Genomic DNA, 17,570 nt, shown 5'->3' with positions numbered 1-17,570 from the left:
CGGGCGGCCGCCGCCATCGTAACCAACGCACCGGGTCACTCTGCCCGCGGTTTTACCCCTCGGACGTGCTTGCCGGGTCCGCGCCCGGCCGGCGCGGGCCGTTCCCGGCCCTGCGGCCGTCCGGCCGGCCACCGATTCCGCCAGGGGGTCAGGCGGCCAGAGAGCCGCGCCGCGCCGCGCCGAATTCGGTGAGGAAGGCCGCGCAGAAGGCCTCCAGGTCCTTCGGCTTGCGGCTGGTGATCAGCGGGCCGGGAGCCGCGTGGCAGACGACCGACTCCTCGTCCTCCCAGGTGCCGCCCGCGTTGCGGATGTCCGTGCGCAGGCTCGGCCAGGAGGTCAGGGTGCGGCCGCGGACCACGTCCGCCTCGACCAGCAGCCAGGGCGCGTGGCAGATGGCCGCGACCGGCTTGCCCAGCCCGAAGAAGTGCCGGGCGAAGCCGACGGCGTACCGGTCCGTGCGGAGGAAGTCCGGGTTGGCCACACCGCCCGGGAGGACCAGGGCGTCGTAGTGCTCCGCCGAGCTCTCCGCCACCAGCGCGTCCACCGGGAAGGTGTCGGCCCGGTCCAGGTGGCGGAAGGCCTGCACCCTCCCGCTCTCCGTGGAGAGCAGCTCCGGCCGGCCGCCCGCTTCGGTGACCGCACGCCACGGTTCGGTCAGCTCGACCTGCTCCACGCCCTCGGGGGCGCACAGGAACGCCACCCGCATGCCGTCGAGACCCTTCATCGTCACCACTCCTCTCGCCCGCGTCCTCCGTGTCCCCCCGCCCCTGCCCGGCGCGGCACCGTTTACGTACCCCCGCCCCGGGCAGCCGGAGGGCATGGCACACGTGCTGGTGGCGGTGGAGGTCGCCGTGTCCGTCCGCACCGCCTACGACCAGTGGACGCAGTTCGAGGAGTTCCCCCTGTTCATGCCGGGCGTGGAGAGCGTGACGCAGCGCGCCCCGGACCTCACCCGCTGGGTGGTCGACCTCCAGGGCGTCCGGCGGACCTTCGACGCGCGGATCACCCAGCAGAGCCCGGACGAGCGGGTGGCCTGGACGACGGTCGGCGGGGAGGTCAGCCACTCGGGTTCGGTGACCTTCCACCCGCTGGGCGACACGGACTGCCGACTGGTGGTGCAGCTGGACTTCCACCCCTCGGGGCCGGCGGAGCGGACCGCGGCGCTGCTGGGCGTGGTGCAGCGCCGGATCAAGGTGGACCTGGAGGCGTTCCGTACGTTCATCGAGAAGCGCGGCGCGGCGACGGGCGGCTGGCGCGGCGCGATCTGAGGGGCGGAGCACGGCGCGGGGGCGGCGGTGCCACGGCGCGGGTGCAGGGGGCGGGCGGCGGTGCCACGGCGCGGGGTGCAGGGGGCGGCCAGGCGGCAAGGTGCGGGCAGAGCCACGGCGCGGGGTGCGGGCCCGCCCATGCGAGCCGGGCCCGCACCCGGGGCTCAGGCCGGGATCGTCCGCGAGCGGTCGATGAGGGTGGCCGTGTCGACGCCGGGCGGCAGGGTGCCGAAGGCGCCGCCGTGGTCGCCGCCGAGGCGGCCGGCGCAGAAGGCGTCGGCCACCGCGGCCGGCGCGTGCCGCTGGAGCAGGGAGCCCTGGAGGACCAGCGCCATCGACTCGGTGATCCGCCGGGCCCGGTACTCGGCCCCGGCCGGGTCGGCGAGCTCCTTGCGCAGCTCCGCCACGGCGGTGTCGAGGTGCCGGTCGGCGCCCGCGGCCAGCTCGACCTCGCCGAAGAAGGCCTCCACGGACTCGGGCGACCGGCCCATCGCCCGCAGCGTGTCCAGCGCGGCGACGTTCCCGGAGCCCTCCCAGATCGAGGAGAGCGGCGCCTCACGGTAGAGCCGGGGCATGCCCGAGTCCTCGATGTAGCCGTTGCCGCCGAGGCATTCCAGCGCCTCGGCCGCGTGCATCGGGGCGCGCTTGCAGATCCAGTACTTGGTGACGGCGAGCCCGAGGCGGCGGAAGAGCGCCTCGCCCTCGTCGCCGGCGACGGCCCGGTCGGTGGCGCCGGCCAGCCGCAGCGCGACGGCGGTGGCGGCCTCGGACTCCAGGGCGAGGTCGGCGAGCACGTTGCGCATCAGCGGCTGGTCGACGAGTGCCCTGCCGAAGGCGCGGCGGTGGGTGGCGTGGTGGACCGCGCGGACCAGGCCCAGGCGCATGCCGGAGGCGCCGCCGAGCGCGCAGTCGAGCCGGGTCATGTTGACCATCTCGATGATGGTGGCGACGCCCCTGCCCTCCTCGCCGACGAGCAGCCCGTACGCCTGCTCGTACTCGATCTCGGCGGAGGCGTTCGACCGGTTGCCCAGCTTGTCCTTGAGGCGCTGGAGGCGCAGGGCGTTGAGGGTGCCGTCGGGCAGCACCCGCGGCAGGAGGAAGCAGGAGAGGCCGCCGGGCGCCTGGGCGAGGGTGAGGAACACGTCCGACATGGGGGCGGAGGTGAACCACTTGTGGCCGGTGAGCCGGTACGTGCCGTCGCCTGCGGGCACGGCCTTGGTGGTGTTGGCCCGTACGTCGGAGCCGCCCTGCTTCTCGGTCATCGACATGCCGGCGATGAGGCCCCGCTTGGTACGGGGGTCGCGCAGCCCGAAGTCGTAGGTGCGGGAGGCGAGCAGCGGCTCCAGCCACGAGGCGAGTTCGGGCGTGGTGCGCAGGGCGGGCACGGCCGCGTAGGTCATCGAGACGGGACAGGAGTGGCCGGCCTCGGCCTGGCCCCAGACGTAGAACTTGGCGGCGCGGGCGACGTGGGCGCCGGGGCCGGCCTCCTGCCAGGGGGCGGCGTGGAGGCCGTGGCCGACGGCGACGTCCATCAGCTCGTGCCAGTACGGGTGGAACTCGACCTCGTCGACGCGGTGGCCGTAGCGGTCGTGGGTGCGCAGCACGGGCGGGTTCTCGTTGGCCAGGCGGCCCCACTCGGCGGCCTCCTCGGAGCCGGCGAGCACGCCCAGCTCGTGGACCTCGCCGGCGGCCCAGCCGGCTCCCTCGCGGTGCAGGGCCTCGACGAGCGCGGGGTCCGCGGCGGCGTCGTACCCGTGGTGCGGGGGGACCTGGTTGGTGACCTCATGCGTGCTGGGCAACGTGTCCTCCAAGGGCGCGCTGGGTGAAGGTGAGCAGGGCGGGTACGAGCTCCCCGGCCGCGGCGTCGCCGTCGGCGAGGGGGCCGACGAGGGCCTCGGCGACGGCGCCGACGAGGGCGGCGGCGGTCAGTTCGGGTGACTGGGGCGGGAGTTCGCCGGAGGCGACGCCCTCGGCGACCAGGCCGGCGTACACGTCGCGGAAGGCGCGGCGGAAGACCAGGCGCTCGGTGTCGACGGCCGGGTCCACGGGCTCGGCGAGCAGCGCGAAGGCGCGGCGGGGCGCGGCCAGGGCGCGGGTGGCGAAGGTCTCCACGGCCGCGGCGGTGCGTTCGGCGGCGGTGCCGGGGCGGGCGGCGGCCTGGGCGACCGCCTCGACCTCGCGGGCGGCCAGGGTCCGGAAGAGGGCGGTGGCCAGCTCGGACTTGCCGGCGAAGGACTGGTAGACGCTGCCGGTGGCGATGCCGGTTTCGGCCGCGATGGCGGCGACGGAGCAGCCGGCGTACCCCTCCCGGGAGAGCAGGCGGACGGCGGCTTCGAGCACCTGGTCGCGGCGTGCGTCGAGGCGGGCCTGGACGGCGGGGGTCCTGCGGTAGGGCATACGAAGGATTGAAGCATTGATTCAGTGCTTCAATCCAGGCCTTGCGCGGCACTCACACGGGCCGCCGACGCCGGTCCGCCGTTCGCCGCTACCGCCTGAACCCCGGCCGTACGCAGGGGAAATGCGGGGTGGCCGAAACCTTTCGGAGCCTTTCGGAACCCTTTCTACCCACTGGTAGCTTCCGTTGTTCGATCTTGCCGGGCGGCTCTCGCGCGCGCCCGGAAACCCCTCACGCAAGGAAGCTCCCTTGGCTGCCCACCGGCTCCGCCGCACCAACCCCGCCGCCCGCACCGCGGTCACCGCCCTCTCCCTCGCCACCGTGCTCGCCCTCCCGGCGCACCCCGCCGCCGCCGACTCCGGCACTCCCACCCCGTACCTCGACGGCATCGAGCAGGTGCTGCGCCAGGTCTCCCCCGGCCTGGAGGGCCAGGTCTGGGAGCGCACCGCGGGCAACCGCCTGGACTCCACCGCCCCCGAGGGTGCGGACTGGCTGCTCCAGACGCCCGGCTGCTGGGGCGACGCCACCTGCGCCGACCGCCCGGGCACCCGGCGGCTGCTGGCGAAGACGACGGAGAACATCGCCGCCGCGACCCGCACCGTCGACATATCGACCCTGGCCCCCTTCCCCAACGGCGCCTTCAAGGAGGCGATCGTCGCGGGCCTGAAGGCCTCGGTGGCCAAGGGCAACAAGCCGGTCGTCCGGATCATGGTCGGTGCCGCGCCGCTCTACCACGCCAACGTGGTGCCCTCGAAGTACCGCGACGAGCTGGTGGCCGACCTGGGCGCGGCGGCCCCGTCCGTCACCCTCAACGTCGCCTCGATGACCACGTCCAAGACGGCCTTCTCCTGGAACCACTCCAAGCTGGTGGTGGTCGACGGCCGCTCCGTGATCACCGGCGGGATCAACAGCTGGAAGGACGACTACCTCGACACCACCCACCCGGTGGCCGACGTCGACCTGGCCCTCACCGGCCCCGCGGCCGGCTCCGCGAGCCGCTACCTCGACACCCTGTGGGCCTGGACCTGCCAGAACAAGTCCAACTTCATGAGCGTCTGGTTCGCCTCGACCAACGGCGCCGGCTGCATGCCGACGCTGGGGACGGCCGCCCGTACCGCCTCCGCGGGGAGCGAGGGCGACGTACCGGTCATCGCGGTCGGCGGCCTCGGCGTCGGCATCAAGTCCGTGGACCCGGCCTCGGCGTTCCGCCCCACGCTGCCCACCGCGCCCGACACCAAGTGCACGGTCGGCCTGCACGACAACACCAATGCCGACCGCGACTACGACACGGTCAACCCTGAGGAGAGCGCCCTGCGCGCGCTCGTCGCGAGCGCCCGCAGCCACGTCGAGATCTCCCAGCAGGACGTCAACGCCACCTGCCCGCCGCTGCCCCGCTACGACATCCGCCTGTACGACACCCTCGCCGCCAAGCTGGCGGCGGGCGTGAAGGTCCGCATCGTGGTCAGCGACCCGGCGAACCGGGGTGCGGTCGGCAGCAACGGCTACTCGCAGATCAAGTCGCTGTCCGAGGTGAGCGACGCGCTGCGCGGCCGGCTCGCGCTGCTGCCCGGCGGGGAGCCCGCCGCGCGCGCCGCGATGTGCGCCAACCTGCAGCTGGCGACCTTCCGCGCCGCGGACGCGCCGCGCTGGGCGGACGGCCGCCCGTACGCCCAGCACCACAAGCTGGTCTCGGTCGACGACTCGGCCTTCTACATCGGCTCGAAGAACCTCTACCCGTCCTGGCTGCAGGACTTCGGCTACGTCGTCGAGAGCCCGCGGGCCGCGGCCCAGCTGCGTACGGACCTGCTGGCCCCGCAGTGGCGGTACTCCGCCGCCACGGCCACGTACGACTACGCCCGCGGGATCTGCTGACCCCGCCCCGCGTACCCCGGCCCGCCGCCGCCCCTCGCCCGGGGACGGCGGCGGCGCCGCATCCGGCCGCGCACCGGGGCCACCCGGCCGACCGGCCGACCGGCCGGTTGCGGTACGCGCGCTGACGGATCCTCAGTACAGTCGGCGGCAGGTGCCCCGCACACCCGTTGAGGAGACGTCCGTGAAGATGCTGATCAACGTTCCGGAGACCGTCGTCGCCGACGCACTGCGCGGCATGGCCGCCGCGCACCCCGAGCTCACCGTGGACGTCGAGCGCCGGCTGGTGGTGCGCCGCGACGCGCCCGTGGCGGGGCGGGTGGCGCTCGTCTCCGGCGGGGGCTCCGGGCACGAGCCGCTGCACGCCGGGTTCGTGGGGCCCGGCATGCTGGCGGCGGCCTGCCCCGGTGAGGTGTTCACCTCGCCCGTGCCGGACCAGATGGTGCGGGCAGCGGCAGCCGTGGACAGCGGGGAGGGCGTGCTCTTCGTCGTCAAGAACTACACCGGCGACGTGCTGAACTTCGAGATGGCCGCCGAACTCGCCGAGGAGGAGGGCATCCGGGTCCAGCGGGTGCTCGTCAACGACGACGTGGCCGTCACCGACAGCCTGTACACCGCCGGCCGGCGCGGCACGGGCGCCACCCTGTTCGTCGAGAAGATCGCCGGCGCGGCGGCCGAGGAGGGCGCGCCGCTCGACCACGTCGCGGCCGTCGCCCGCCGGGTCAACGAATCCTCCCGCAGCTTCGGCGTGGCGCTGTCCCCCTGCACCACGCCCGCCAAGGGCAGCCCCACCTTCGAACTCCCCGCGGGGGAACTGGAGCTGGGCGTCGGCATCCACGGCGAGCCCGGCCGGGAGCGTCGCCCGATGATGACCTCGGGCGAGATCGCGGACTTCGCCGTGCACGCCGTCCTGGACGACCTGGAGCCCCGCGGGCCGGTGATCGCCCTCGTCAACGGCATGGGCGCCACCCCGCTGCTGGAGCTGTACGGGTTCAACGCGGAGGTGCAGCGCGTGCTCGGCGAGCGCGGCGTGCCGGTGGTCCGCACCCTGGTCGGCAACTACGTCACCGCCCTGGACATGGCGGGCTGTTCGGTCACCCTGTGCGCGGTCGACGAGGAGCTGCTGCGGCTGTGGGACGCGCCGGTGTCCACCCCGGCGCTGCGCTGGGGGCGGTGAGCGGCCCGAGTCCGTAGGCTGGGCGGCGACGACGGACGACGGAGGTGGCCGGGTGCGCGACGCGGAGTTCTTCCGCCGCTGGATGGCGGCGACGGCGGCGGCCGTGGAGCGGGAGGCGGACCGGCTGACCGAGCTGGACTCCCCCATCGGCGACGCCGACCACGGCAGCAACCTCCTGCGCGGGTTCACGGCCGTGACGGCGGCGCTGGAGTCGGAGCGGCCGGACCGGCCGGGTGAGGTGCTGCAGCTCGCCGGACGCACCCTGATCTCCACCGTGGGCGGCGCGTCGGGACCGCTGTACGGCACGCTGCTGCGGCGGGCCGGCAAGGAGCTCGGGGAGGCCGCGGAGGTCTCCGACGATCAGGTGCGGAAGGCCCTGTACACGGGGGTCGGCGCGGTGGCCCAGCTGGGCGGGGCCGCGCCGGGCGACAAGACCATGCTGGACGCGCTGGTGCCCGGGGTGGCCGCGCTGAGCACCTCGTACCGGGCCGCCGGGAACGCGGCGGAGAACGGCGCGCTGGCGACCGTACCCCTCCAGGCCCGCAAGGGCCGGGCCAGCTACCTGGGCGAGCGGAGCATCGGGCACCAGGACCCCGGGGCCACCTCCTCGGCGCTGCTGCTGGCGGCGCTGGCCGAGGCCGCCGAGGCGGCCGGTGACGGGGAGGGCGGCGCGTGAGCACGGAGGCACAGGTCGGGATCGTGCTGGTCTCGCACAGCGCACAGGTGGCCGAATCGGTGGCGGAGCTGGCCCGGGGGCTCGCGGCGGGCGGTCCGCCGGTACCGCTGGCGACGGCGGGCGGCACGCTGGACGGCGGCCTGGGCACGAGCGCGGAACTGATCGTGGCCGCCGCCCGGTCGGTGGACCGGGGGGCGGGCGTCGCGCTCCTGGCCGACCTCGGCAGTTCCGTACTGACCGTCAAGGCCCTGCTGGCCGAGGAGGGCGAACTGCCCGAGGGGACCGTGCTGGTGGACGCGCCGTTCGTCGAGGGCGCCGTCTCGGCGGTCGTCACGGCCTCGGCCGGCGCCGGCGTCGAGGCGGTGGCCGCCTCGGCGGCCGAGGCGTACGCGTACCGGAAGATCTGACCGCCTCCCCCGCCCACGACGTGAGCCCGGCGCCCTCCCGAGGGGGTGCCGGGCTCTTGTCGTACGGGCCGCCCGCCGAGCGCGCGGGCCCGGCGACGTGTCTACCGCCCGCGGAGCTGGTCGAGGTCGCGGCGTTCGCGCTTGGTGGGGCGTCCGGCGCCGCGGTCGCGCAGACCTGTCGCACCGGCCTCGACCCGGGTCGGGGGCGGCGGGCTCTTGTCGATGAGGCACTCGGCGGCGACCGGCGCGCCCACCCGCTTGGTGATCACCCGCTGGACGATGACGATGCGCTCACGGCCCTCGTGGAAGAGCCGGACCTCGTCGCCAGGCTTCACGGTCTGGGCGGGCTTGGCGCGGTCGCCGTTGACCCTGACGTGGCCGGCCCGGCAGGCGGAGGCCGCGGCGGACCGGGTCTTCGTCAGGCGTACGGACCAGATCCAGGCGTCGACGCGCGCGGTGCCGCCCTGGTCGGGGGCGGCGGAGGAGGTCTGTGCGGACATGCGGCGACTCTAGCCCGGATCGTCCCGGCCTTCGTGGGATTAACCAAGTGGACAGCATCTGCCATGTATATCTACAAGACAGAATTGCAAATGCAGCGACCATCCCCCTAACTTGTCGCAGGTGCGGCGACACGCCGTACCACCCGCTCGGTCATGAAGAGCCCGCGCCGCCCGTCACCGGCGGGGTTCACCCGCTGCGCGGACCGGCACGCACCGGCCGCAACCTCCGAGGAGCCACCCTCATGTCCCCGACGACGACCCGCCGCCGTGCCACCGCCGCCCTGCTCGGCGCCGCGCTGATCCTGCCGCTCGGCGCCTGTGGAAGTGACGGCGGCAAGGACGCCGCGAAGGACTCCACCACGTCCCCGTCGGCCGAGGCGAAGGGCGCGAAGCTCACCGTCCTCGCCGCGTCCTCGCTGACGAACGTCTTCGAGAAGGCCAAGGCGTCCTACGAGAAGTCCCACCCGGGCACGCGGATCACCTTCTCCTTCGCCGGCTCGCAGGAGCTGGCCGCGCAGGTCAGGCAGGGCGCCCCGGCCGACGCCCTGGTCACCGCCGACACCAAGACGATGGACGGCCTGGCGGCGGAGACCGGCACGCCGGCCGTCATCGCCAGGAACCGCCTGGTCATCGCCACGGGCAAGGGCAACCCGCACAAGGTGGGCGCCCTGAAGGACCTCGCCGACACCGGGCTGAAGGTCGTGCTGGCCGCGCCGGAGGTGCCGGTCGGCCGCTACAGCAAGAAGATCCTCGACGCGCAGAAGATCGTCGTGAAGCCGGTCTCGCAGGAGCCGAACGTCCGCGCCGTGCTGAGCAAGGTCGAGCTCGGTGAGGCCGACGCCGGCCTCGTCTACAAGACGGACGTCACCTCCGCCGCGGACAAGGTCGACGCCGTCGAGATCCCGGACGACCAGAACGCCGTGGCCTCGTACCCGGCCGCCACGCTGAAGGGCTCCGAGAACTCCGAGGCCGCCGCCGCGTTCGTCGCGTGGCTGAGCTCCCCCGAGGCGCAGAAGATCCTCCGGGACGCGGGCTTCCAGAAGCCGTAGTCCCGAGGAGGGGGAGCGGGTCTGCCCGGACCGGGGGGACGGGCAGACCCGCCGTGTGCCTACGCTGCCCCCGTACGTCCCCCAGCCCCCGGCGCCGACCAGGAACGACCCGCCACATGAACCCCCTCCGCACCCGCACCCCGGGCCGCCCCCGTGCCCCGCTGGCCCTGGCGCTGCCCGCCCTGCTGGCCGTGGCGTTCCTGCTGCTGCCGCTGATCGGCATCCTGGCCCGCACCGAGTGGGACGAGCTGGGCGCGCACCTGAGCAGCCCCGGCGTGGTCGAGGCCCTCAAGCTGTCGCTGCTGGTCTCCTTCTGGGCACTGGTGCTGTCGCTGCTGCTGGGCGTGCCGCTGGCCTGGCTGCTGGCGCGGGTGCACTTCCCGGGCAAGGCGGTGGTGCGCTCGCTGGTGCTGCTGCCGATGGTGCTGCCGCCCACCGTCGGCGGTGTGGCCCTGCTGCTCGGCTTCGGCCGGCGCGGCCTGCTCGGCCCCTGGCTGGAGGACACCTTCGGGGTGACCCTGCCGTTCCACACCTCGGGCGCGGTGGTCGCGGCCACCTTCGTCGCCATGCCCTTCCTCGTCATCAGCCTGGAAGGCGCGCTCGGCGGTCTCCGCGTGAGCTACGAGGAGACGGCCGCCTCCCTCGGCGCCTCGCCGGTACGGGTCTTCTTCACGGTCACCCTCCCGATGGTCGCGCCCGGCCTGGTCGCCGGTGCCGCGCTCACCTGGGCCCGCGCCCTGGGCGAGTTCGGCGCGACCATCACCTTCGCCGGCAACCTGCCCGGCACCACCCAGACCCTCCCGCTCCAGGTGTACCTGCTGCTGCAGGACCAGCCCGAGGCGGCGACCTCCCTTTCCCTGCTGCTGCTCGCCATCGCCATGGCGGTGCTGATCGCGCTGCGCGGCCGCTGGACCGGCACGCCGCTCGCGGGGCGGGCGGGGGAACAGGTGGTGGCGGAAGAACCGGAGTCCCCCGTCGCCGTTTCCGGCGCAGGTACGGGCGACCGGCCCGCCGCGGCGCCCGTACCCGAGCCCGTACCCGAGCCCGCGCCCGTGCCCAGCACCGACGGGTCCTGGCCGCTGCACGCCGAGGTCACCGGCTTCAACCGGCTGACCCTGGACGCGGATCCGGGCACCACCATCGCTGTCGTCGGCGAGAACGGCGCGGGCAAGACCACGCTGCTCCGGGCCCTGCTGGGCCTCACCCCCCGCGCCCACGCCGTGCTGCGCCTGGGCGACACCGACGTCACCGCGCTGCCGCCGCACCGGCGCGGCGTGGCCTGGGTGCCGCAGGACGGCGCCCTCTTCCCGCACCTGACCGCCCTGGCCAACACGGCGTACGGACTGCGCGCCCGCGGAGTGCCCCGGGCCGGTGCCCGGAAGGCCGCGCAGGACTGGCTGGACCGGCTCGGCGTCGGCCACCTGGCCCACCGCAAGCCCGCCCAGCTGTCCGGCGGGCAGGCGCAGCGGGTGGCCCTCGCCCGGGCGCTGGCCGCCCGGCCCCGGCTGCTGCTGCTCGACGAGCCGCTGGCCGCCCTCGACCAGACCACGCGGGCCCACGTCCGCCACATGCTGCGCACGCACCTGGACGGCTTCGGGGGCGTCTGCCTGATCGTCACCCACGACCCGGTGGAGGCGGTCTCGCTCGCCGACCGGGTCCTCGTACTCGACGGCGGCCGGGCCCTCCAGGACGCGCCGCCGCCCGAGGTCACCCGGCACCCCAGGTCGCCCTGGGTGGCCCGGATGCTCGGGCGCAACGCCTGGCCCGGCACCTTCCGCGGGGACGGTCTGGCCCTGGAGGGCGGCGGCCGGCTGATCGTGGCCGACCGGGCCCCGGAGGGCGGCCGGGCGCTGGCGATCATCGCGCCGGAGGCGGTCGCCCTGCACCGCGAGAAGCCCGGCGGGAGCCCCCGCAACGTCTGGTCCGGCACGGTCCGCGAGGTCACCGCCGTGGGCAGCAGGCTGCGCGTGCTGGTCGCCTCCGCCGAGGCGCCGGACCTGGTCGCCGAGGTCACGCCGGCCGCGGCGGCCGAACTCGGACTGGTGGAGGGCACGGACGTGTGGACCAGCGTGAAGGCCACCGAGGTCACCCTGGTCGCGCTGTAGCGGCGCGGCCGCGGCAGGGCGTACCCCGTCCCGGAACGGCTGCCGGCCCGGGACACAAGAGCGCAAAACCCCACGGGGGTGCGGCTTCGGCCATTCGTTCGCAAACCCCCGAGAAGCGCTCACGGACCCCGCTAGCGTCGAAGGCGCTCGACCGAGCACGCCGCACCAGAAGGGGGAACTTCATCGTGCGCACTCGTGTCCTCGGCGTCCTCGCGGCCACCGCCGCGTTCGCCGGTGTCATGGCAACCGCCCCGTCGGCCTCCGCCGAGGGGGACCCGCCCGGCTGTCCCAAGGGCTACTTCTGCGCGTACTCCGGATACGACCAGTCCGGGACGCTGCTGCTGAAGACCTGGGGCAACTGGTCGGGGTGGATCCCGAACGTCAAGTCGACCTTCAACAACGGCCTCCCCGACGCCGGGGCGGACCACGTGGACCAGTCCTACCGCTGGCGCACCGGCGCCTACACCGCGTGCATGCACTACAACCCCGGCCCCGGTGAGTACAAGGCGAACTGGGACAACATCACCCTGACCGGAGTCCGCTGGCGCGGCGAGTGCTGATCCGGCACCCCGCCCATCCCCTCCCCTGACCGGGCCCGGCCGCGCCTGCCGCGCGGCCGGGCCCTCCCCCTGCCACCCCTCGGACCTGCAGTGATTGCTGTGGACGGCCGCCGCCCGGCTGACGTATGTTCCTCCGGCGCCCACGCTCCACGGGCGGTTTCCCGTCTTCCGGCCCGGGGGGGGTCCTTCGTCGTGTCCTTCAACGCCTCACACCTGCCCGCCTACACGCCACCGGCACCGGCGCGGCTGAAGTCGCCCGCCGGTCTGGCGACGGCGCTCACCGTCCTGTTCGCCGTCGTGATCATGACGGACCTGCTGGCGGTCGCCGCGGGGCTCAACGTCCACTTCGCGTACTCGTCGCCGGCGGTCGGCGACGCCGAGGCGACGCGGGCGCAGACGCTGCACTCGTTCTCCGGCGGCCCCCAGATGCTGGCCTTCCTCGTCACGGGCGTGGTGTTCATCGTCTGGTTCAGGCGGGTGCGCGGGAACGCCGAGGTGTTCCTGCCCGGCGGGCTGCGGATGCGGCCGGGGTGGTCCGTCGGCTGCTGGTTCATCCCGATCGCCAACCTCTGGCTGCCGTACCAGAACGCCGTCGACATCTGGGGCGCCAGCACCCAGGCCGCCCCCGGCGGCCAGTACCGCCACGTGTCGGCCGCGCCGGTGAACGCCTGGTGGGCGGTGTACGTCGGGGGGCTGCTCTTCGCCCGGTTCGCCGTGCGCGCGTACGAGGCCGCCGAGACGGCCGACGAGGTCGTGTCCGGCGTGCGCCTGGTCATCGCCGGCGACCTGCTCGACGCCGTCGCCGCCGTCCTCGCGCTGCTCTTCGTACGGAAGCTGACGGCCATGCAGCACCGCAAGGCCACCGAAGGGCCCGTCGCCGCGGCCTGACCGCGCGTCAGCCGGGTTAGCCGGCGGCCGGTACGGCGAACTCGCACCACACGCACTTGCCGCCGCCCCGCGGTTCCACGCCCCACGCGTCAGACAGCCCGTCCACCAGCATCAACCCGCGCCCGGACACGGCGAAGTCGTCGGCCTCGCGGCGGCGCGGCAGCGCGCTGGAGGTGTCCTCCACCTCCACGCGGATGCGGCCCTCGGCCGTCAGCCGGAGGGTCACCGTGCCCCCGCCGTCGGTGTGGACCAGGGCATTGGTCATCAGCTCGTCGGCGGCCAGCTCGATCTCGTCGGCGCGTTCCCAGGCACCCCAGGCGGCTGCCGCGGCCCGGATCAGGTGCCGGGCACTGGCCGGGGCGTCCGCGTCCCCCGGCGTCAGGTGCTGGCGCAGCGGTCCGCCGCCGCGCGGGCCCGCTGTGCCGTGCCGGCGCAGCAGGAGCAGGGCCATGTCGTCCCCGCCGCCGGCATCTCCGACCAGGTCGGACACCCGGTCCGCCAGCTCCTCCAGGTCCGTGGGCCCGTCGCGCACGGCGGCCATGAACTCCCGCATGCCGACGTCCGGGTCGAGGCCGGGGCGTTCGATCAGCCCGTCGGTGCAGAGCAGCAGCGTCTCCCCGGGGTGGAGTTCGAGCGCAGTCACCGGGTAGCCGTCGCCGGGGGGCCGGCCCTCCTTGTGCGCAAGGCCCAGCGGCAGACCACCGGCCACCACGACGCGGTGGCAGCTGCCGTCGCCGCGCCGCACCACCGGGTCCAGGTGCCCGGCGCGCACCAGCTGGAGCAGGCCCGTGTTCAGGTCGGCCTCCGCATACGTGCAGGTGGCGAAGCGTTCGGTGTCGAGTTCACGCAGGAAGGCCGAGGCCCGGGCCATCGCGGTGCCCGGGGTGTGGCCCTCGGTGATGTACGCGCGCAGGACGATCCGCAACTGGCCCATCACGGCGGCGGCGTCCGTGTCGTGGCCCTCCACGTCCCCGATCATCACGCCGACGCGGCCGTCCGGCAGCGGGATCACGTCGTACCAGTCACCGCCGATGTTCCGGCCCATCCGGGCCGCCCGGTAGCGCACGGCGATCTGCGCACCCGGCACGGTGGGGATGCTGCGGGGCAGCATGGCCCGCTGGAGGCCCTCGGCGAGGTCGTGTTCCTGTTCGAAGAGGATCGCGCGCTGCAGGCTCTGCGCGATGCCGCTGCTCAGCGCGACCAGCAGGTTCCGCTCCTCGGCGGTGAACTCGCCGTCGCGCACGTACAGCAGCCCCAGCGCGCCGATCGGCCGGCCCTGGGCGATCAGCGGCAGGTAGGCGCCGCTGCACACCTCCAGCGGCGCGATGTACGGCCACAGCATCGGGAAGCGGACCTGGAACTCCTCCCGCGAGGTGATCAGCACCGGCCGCATGGTGCGCACCGCCTCGCTCATCGGGAACTCGGCGTCGATCCGGGTGTACTCGATCTCCGGCACGTACGAGCCGAGCTGCCCCTCGGCCACGAGGTGGATCCGGCCGCCGTCGACGACGCCCAGCATCACGCTGACCGCGCCCAGGTGCCCCAGGGCCTCGGGGTCCTTGAGGATGTCGGTGACGTCGTTGACCGTACGGGCGTGGGCGAGGATCGCGGTCGTGCGCTCGACGACCCCGGTCATCCGGCGCCGGCCCTCGTCCAGCTCCGTGCGGGCGCCCGGGTGGCGGGGGTCGAGCGAGGCGTCCCGGACGATGCCGATGATGCGGAACGGACGGCCGTCGGCGTGCCGCAGGATGTGGCCCTGCGTGTGGGTCCAGCGGGGGCTGCCGTCGCGGAGCCGGATGCGGAAGTAGGCCCCGTACTCGGCACGGCCGTTCTTGAGCGCCTGCGCGATACGGGCGTCGAGCCGGGCGTCCTCGCCGGGCGGGATGCGCTGGCGCAGGGAGCCGGCCGTGCCGCCCCACTCGTACGGGCGCAGGTCGAACACCTCGAGCGCGGTGGGATCGAGGTGCATCTGTCCGCTGTCGAGGTTCCAGTCGAAGGTGCCCAGACCGGTGAGCGCGAGGCTCTGTTCCGGCCGGGCGGGCCACTCGTCCGGTGCCGGCACGGCGGTCCGGGGCAGTCCCCTTTCGGCCATGCAGCAACTGTCTCACCGATCGGCGCTGCGCGGGGGGCCGAGCGGAGGGAGACAATCCGGTTCATGGGAAACCCTGAAGTCTCGGTGGACCGGCAGGTCCACGCACCGCTGGAGCGCGTCTGGCGGGCCATGACCGACCTGGAGTCCATGCCGGCCCGGCTGAGCGGCGTGGAAGGCGTGGAGGTGCTCACACCGGGCCCCTTCGGCCTGGGCACCCGATGGCGGGAGACCCGGCGGATGTTCGGCAGGGAGGCCACGGAGGAGATGTGGGTGACGGCCTGTGAGGCCCCCACCCGCTATGTGGCCGAGGCGGACAACTCCGGGATGCACTACGTGTCGGAGTTCGTGCTGACGGAGACGGGACCGGGCCGGACCAACATCCGGATGGTCTTCTCCGCCCGTCCTCGGGAGGGCCACAGGATGCCGCTGCTCGCGCGCCTGCTGGGCGGGCTGGGCCGGCGGGCGGTGGCGAAGGCCATCGAGAAGGACCTGGCGGACGTGGCCGCACACGTCGAGGGCCGCACGGCGTAGGGCCCCCGGAGCATCCGGCGCGCTCGCCACACGCGAGGGCGTCCCGGAGGCCGGCGCTTGGCCTCCGGGACGCCCCGGGCCCTTCGGTGGTTCAGTAGCCGGGCTGCTCGGCGGGTGCCGGCACGGAGGAGCTCTGCGGGGCCGGCGGGGTGGAGGTGGAGGCCGGCGGCTGCGACAGGGGCCGCTGCTCGGCCGGCGGGGCGGGCGCCGATGACTGCGCCGGGGTCTCCGAGTAGGGGACGGGCGAGTCCGGCGAGGCCGGTGTCGTCTCGCCCGGCGGCGGCTTCAGCGGCGGACAGGGCGTCGGCGGCGTCTCCCCGGGCTTCAGCGACGGGGTCACGATGACGGTGCCGTCGAGGGACGGGCACGGCTTGGGCGTGGGCGTCGGGGGCGACGAGACGGAGGTCGACCCGGACGGGTAGCCGGACGTGGACTCCGACGGCGACACCGAAGGCGAGACCGAGGGGGACACCGAGGGGGACACCGACGGCGACACGGACGGCGAGGTGCTCGTCGGAGTGACGGTCGGAGACGGCTTCGGCGGCGGGACCGGACGGTCGTGCTTGCCGTGGCCACCGTGCTCCCGCTCGAACCACTTGCGGTCCTTGTGGTCGTAGATCACGAACTTGTAGACCACGGTCGTGGACGGCGCGATCACGACGACCTTCTGCGGCTGGTACGCCGCCCAGGGCTCGCCGTACCGCTTCGGGTCGACCTGGAGCGGCACCGGCTGGCCGAGCGGGTTGCCGCAGGCGCAGCGCACCCGGGGCACGCCGCGGTCGTCGACGAGCACCGCGGTGCCGGCCTGGAGCACGGCCTGGTAGGCGGTGGCCTTGCCGTTCTCGTAGCCGTGGTTGGTCACCCGGGTGTCGCTGCGCAGCTGGAGCGGGGTGAGGGAGCGCAGGTAGTCGGGGACGTCCGAGGACTGGATGCCGAGGGCGGAGGCGAACGCCTCGTTCTTCGGGGGCTGCGAGGTGAGGGAGGTGATCTGCTTCTCGACGTCGCAGGCGGCCACGTTCTGGGTGCCGCCGTACAGGCCGGGCGCGGAGCCGCTGACGCTGCGGGTGGCCGTGGTCTGGCCGGTGGCGGTCGGGGAGGCGGGCTGCGTGGTCTGTGTGCCCTGGGACTCCGGGATGACGGAGCCCTGGGCCGTGGACTCGGTGAAGGGCGCCTCACCGGCCGAGGCCGCAGGCTCCAGGAAGACCTCGCCACTGGCCTGCGGGGTGTCGCCCCCGCCGCCGTCGGGACGGGTGAGCACGATCGCCAGCACGGCCGCCGCGACCACGGCGACGGCGGCGGTGGCGATCCGCGGCACCGACTTCCACCAGGGCTTCCCTCCGGGTTCCCCGCCGCCGGACGGACCGGACGGCCCGGAAGGCCCCGAAGGGGGCGGTCCGGGCGGGGTGCCGGGAGGAGGCGTGGCGGCGCCCCCTTGCGAGGGTCCGGAGAGCGGACCTGAAGGGGGACCTGAGGGACGGCCGGAAGACGGCCGGCCGGAGGGTTGTGTGGTCACGGGCTCTTCTTCCCAGGCGGAGGATTCGGTCTTCCAGACGGGCCCCTGGGGGGACAAACCGGACTTCTTCACTCCTGCGGACCATTCTGTACGCCACCCGGACGGCCGCAAGTCCTACCGACCCGCGCCCCGCACGAACCCCGCCCACCCGACCGCCACTGCCTGCACCAACGCCTGCCCGGCCCCACCCGAAACGACCACCGAAGACACCGGCTCACGCCGTGCCCGGACGACAACGGATCACCCCGATCACGGGCACCTTGCGCCACCCCAACGGGCAGCCGGGCACCGACCGCCCCGCAAGACCCGCTGAGCAGAACTGTCGACGGGTGATCCGCGGGCCCAGACGCCGGAAGGGCTCGGACCCGCATGAAAGACCCACCAGCACGGGGAAAACCCCGCCGCGGCCTCCCGGCACCAGCGAACCGGCACCTCCCGGGCCCTGAGGTCCGCTGAGCGGAACTGTCGACAGGTCATCCGCGGGCCCAGACGCCGGCAGGGCTCGGACCCGCATGAAACACCCACCAGCACGGGGAAAAC

16 protein-coding genes are annotated in these 17,570 nt (G+C 74.3%); 10 read left to right on the top strand and 6 right to left on the bottom strand.

Annotated features, from left to right (window positions below):
• Positions 1–148 precede the first annotated feature (148 nt).
• Positions 149–706: a type 1 glutamine amidotransferase domain-containing protein gene (locus ACIF6F_RS06745; RefSeq protein ID WP_399943432.1), complete on the bottom strand. Its 558-nt coding sequence runs from the start codon at positions 704–706 to the stop codon at positions 149–151.
• Positions 707–818: 112 nt separating this feature from the next.
• Here ACIF6F_RS06745 and ACIF6F_RS06740 point away from each other — a divergent pair, with 112 nt between their 5' ends.
• A complete protein-coding gene (locus ACIF6F_RS06740; RefSeq protein WP_399942255.1) occupies positions 819–1,268 on the top strand; it encodes an SRPBCC family protein in 450 nt (149 codons plus the stop codon).
• A gap of 164 nt (positions 1,269–1,432) precedes the next feature.
• Here the strand turns inward: ACIF6F_RS06740 and ACIF6F_RS06735 are convergent, their stop codons facing one another.
• The gene (locus ACIF6F_RS06735) at positions 1,433–3,067 is read right to left on the bottom strand and encodes an isovaleryl-CoA dehydrogenase (protein ID WP_399942252.1); all 1,635 of its coding nucleotides are present in this window, start codon (positions 3,065–3,067) and stop codon (positions 1,433–1,435) included.
• Positions 3,051–3,665 carry a TetR/AcrR family transcriptional regulator gene (locus ACIF6F_RS06730; RefSeq protein ID WP_399942249.1) on the bottom strand — a complete coding sequence of 205 codons (615 nt, stop codon included), beginning with the start codon at positions 3,663–3,665 and terminating at the stop codon, positions 3,051–3,053. Before ACIF6F_RS06730 ends, ACIF6F_RS06735 begins: the two co-directional genes overlap by 17 nt.
• A gap of 247 nt (positions 3,666–3,912) precedes the next feature.
• Between ACIF6F_RS06730 and ACIF6F_RS06725 the strand changes: the two genes are divergently transcribed.
• The 4 genes from ACIF6F_RS06725 to ACIF6F_RS06710 all read left to right on the top strand — a co-directional run bounded on the left by ACIF6F_RS06725 (position 3,913) and on the right by ACIF6F_RS06710 (position 7,792).
• Positions 3,913–5,535, top strand: a complete 1,623-nt coding sequence (locus tag ACIF6F_RS06725) for a phospholipase (RefSeq protein WP_399942247.1) — start codon at positions 3,913–3,915, stop codon at positions 5,533–5,535.
• A 181-nt stretch (positions 5,536–5,716) separates the two neighbouring features.
• Complete coding sequence (gene dhaK, locus ACIF6F_RS06720; protein ID WP_399942244.1) at positions 5,717–6,709, top strand: dihydroxyacetone kinase subunit DhaK; 993 nt, start codon at positions 5,717–5,719, stop codon at positions 6,707–6,709.
• 82 nt (positions 6,710–6,791) lie between these two features.
• Positions 6,792–7,385, top strand: a complete 594-nt coding sequence (gene dhaL / locus ACIF6F_RS06715; protein WP_399943429.1) for a dihydroxyacetone kinase subunit DhaL — start codon at positions 6,792–6,794, stop codon at positions 7,383–7,385.
• On the top strand, positions 7,382–7,792 hold the full coding sequence (locus tag ACIF6F_RS06710) for a PTS-dependent dihydroxyacetone kinase phosphotransferase subunit DhaM (RefSeq protein WP_399942241.1): 411 nt from the start codon (positions 7,382–7,384) through the stop codon (positions 7,790–7,792). Before dhaL ends, ACIF6F_RS06710 begins: the two co-directional genes overlap by 4 nt.
• A 101-nt stretch (positions 7,793–7,893) precedes the next feature.
• Here the strand turns inward: ACIF6F_RS06710 and ACIF6F_RS06705 are convergent, their stop codons facing one another.
• On the bottom strand, positions 7,894–8,292 hold the full coding sequence (locus tag ACIF6F_RS06705; RefSeq protein WP_399942239.1) for an RNA-binding S4 domain-containing protein: 399 nt from the start codon (positions 8,290–8,292) through the stop codon (positions 7,894–7,896).
• 242 nt (positions 8,293–8,534) lie between these two features.
• On the opposite strand from ACIF6F_RS06705, the gene modA reads away from it, so the two are divergent.
• The 4 genes from modA (at position 8,535) to ACIF6F_RS06685 (ending at position 12,894) form a co-directional block, all read left to right on the top strand.
• Positions 8,535–9,341 carry a molybdate ABC transporter substrate-binding protein gene (modA, locus tag ACIF6F_RS06700; protein ID WP_399942236.1) on the top strand — a complete coding sequence of 269 codons (807 nt, stop codon included), beginning with the start codon at positions 8,535–8,537 and terminating at the stop codon, positions 9,339–9,341.
• A gap of 116 nt (positions 9,342–9,457) precedes the next feature.
• Positions 9,458–11,446 carry an ABC transporter permease gene (locus ACIF6F_RS06695; protein ID WP_399942233.1) on the top strand — a complete coding sequence of 663 codons (1,989 nt, stop codon included), beginning with the start codon at positions 9,458–9,460 and terminating at the stop codon, positions 11,444–11,446.
• A 185-nt stretch (positions 11,447–11,631) separates the two neighbouring features.
• On the top strand, positions 11,632–12,006 hold the full coding sequence (locus ACIF6F_RS06690) for a peptidase inhibitor family I36 protein (RefSeq protein WP_399942230.1): 375 nt from the start codon (positions 11,632–11,634) through the stop codon (positions 12,004–12,006).
• Positions 12,007–12,198: 192 nt separating this feature from the next.
• On the top strand, positions 12,199–12,894 hold the full coding sequence (locus ACIF6F_RS06685; RefSeq protein WP_399942227.1) for a DUF4328 domain-containing protein: 696 nt from the start codon (positions 12,199–12,201) through the stop codon (positions 12,892–12,894).
• A gap of 16 nt (positions 12,895–12,910) precedes the next feature.
• On the opposite strand, the gene ACIF6F_RS06680 is transcribed toward ACIF6F_RS06685, so the two are convergent.
• Positions 12,911–14,986, bottom strand: coding sequence for a SpoIIE family protein phosphatase (locus ACIF6F_RS06680; RefSeq protein WP_399942225.1), 2,076 nt, complete (start codon positions 14,984–14,986; stop codon positions 12,911–12,913).
• A gap of 63 nt (positions 14,987–15,049) precedes the next feature.
• Between ACIF6F_RS06680 and ACIF6F_RS06675 the strand changes: the two genes are divergently transcribed.
• Positions 15,050–15,517 (top strand): SRPBCC family protein, encoded by a 468-nt coding sequence (locus tag ACIF6F_RS06675; RefSeq protein ID WP_399942222.1) that lies wholly within the window; start codon positions 15,050–15,052, stop codon positions 15,515–15,517.
• Positions 15,518–15,608: 91 nt separating this feature from the next.
• Here the strand turns inward: ACIF6F_RS06675 and ACIF6F_RS06670 are convergent, their stop codons facing one another.
• Positions 15,609–17,030 (bottom strand): DUF6777 domain-containing protein, encoded by a 1,422-nt coding sequence (locus ACIF6F_RS06670; protein WP_399942220.1) that lies wholly within the window; start codon positions 17,028–17,030, stop codon positions 15,609–15,611.
• Positions 17,031–17,570 lie beyond the last annotated feature (540 nt).

It is taken from the genome of Streptomyces sp. NPDC086023, from assembly GCF_044540325.1.
Taxonomy (GTDB): domain Bacteria; phylum Actinomycetota; class Actinomycetes; order Streptomycetales; family Streptomycetaceae; genus Streptomyces.
This window is presented reverse-complemented; position numbering and strand designations above follow the sequence as displayed.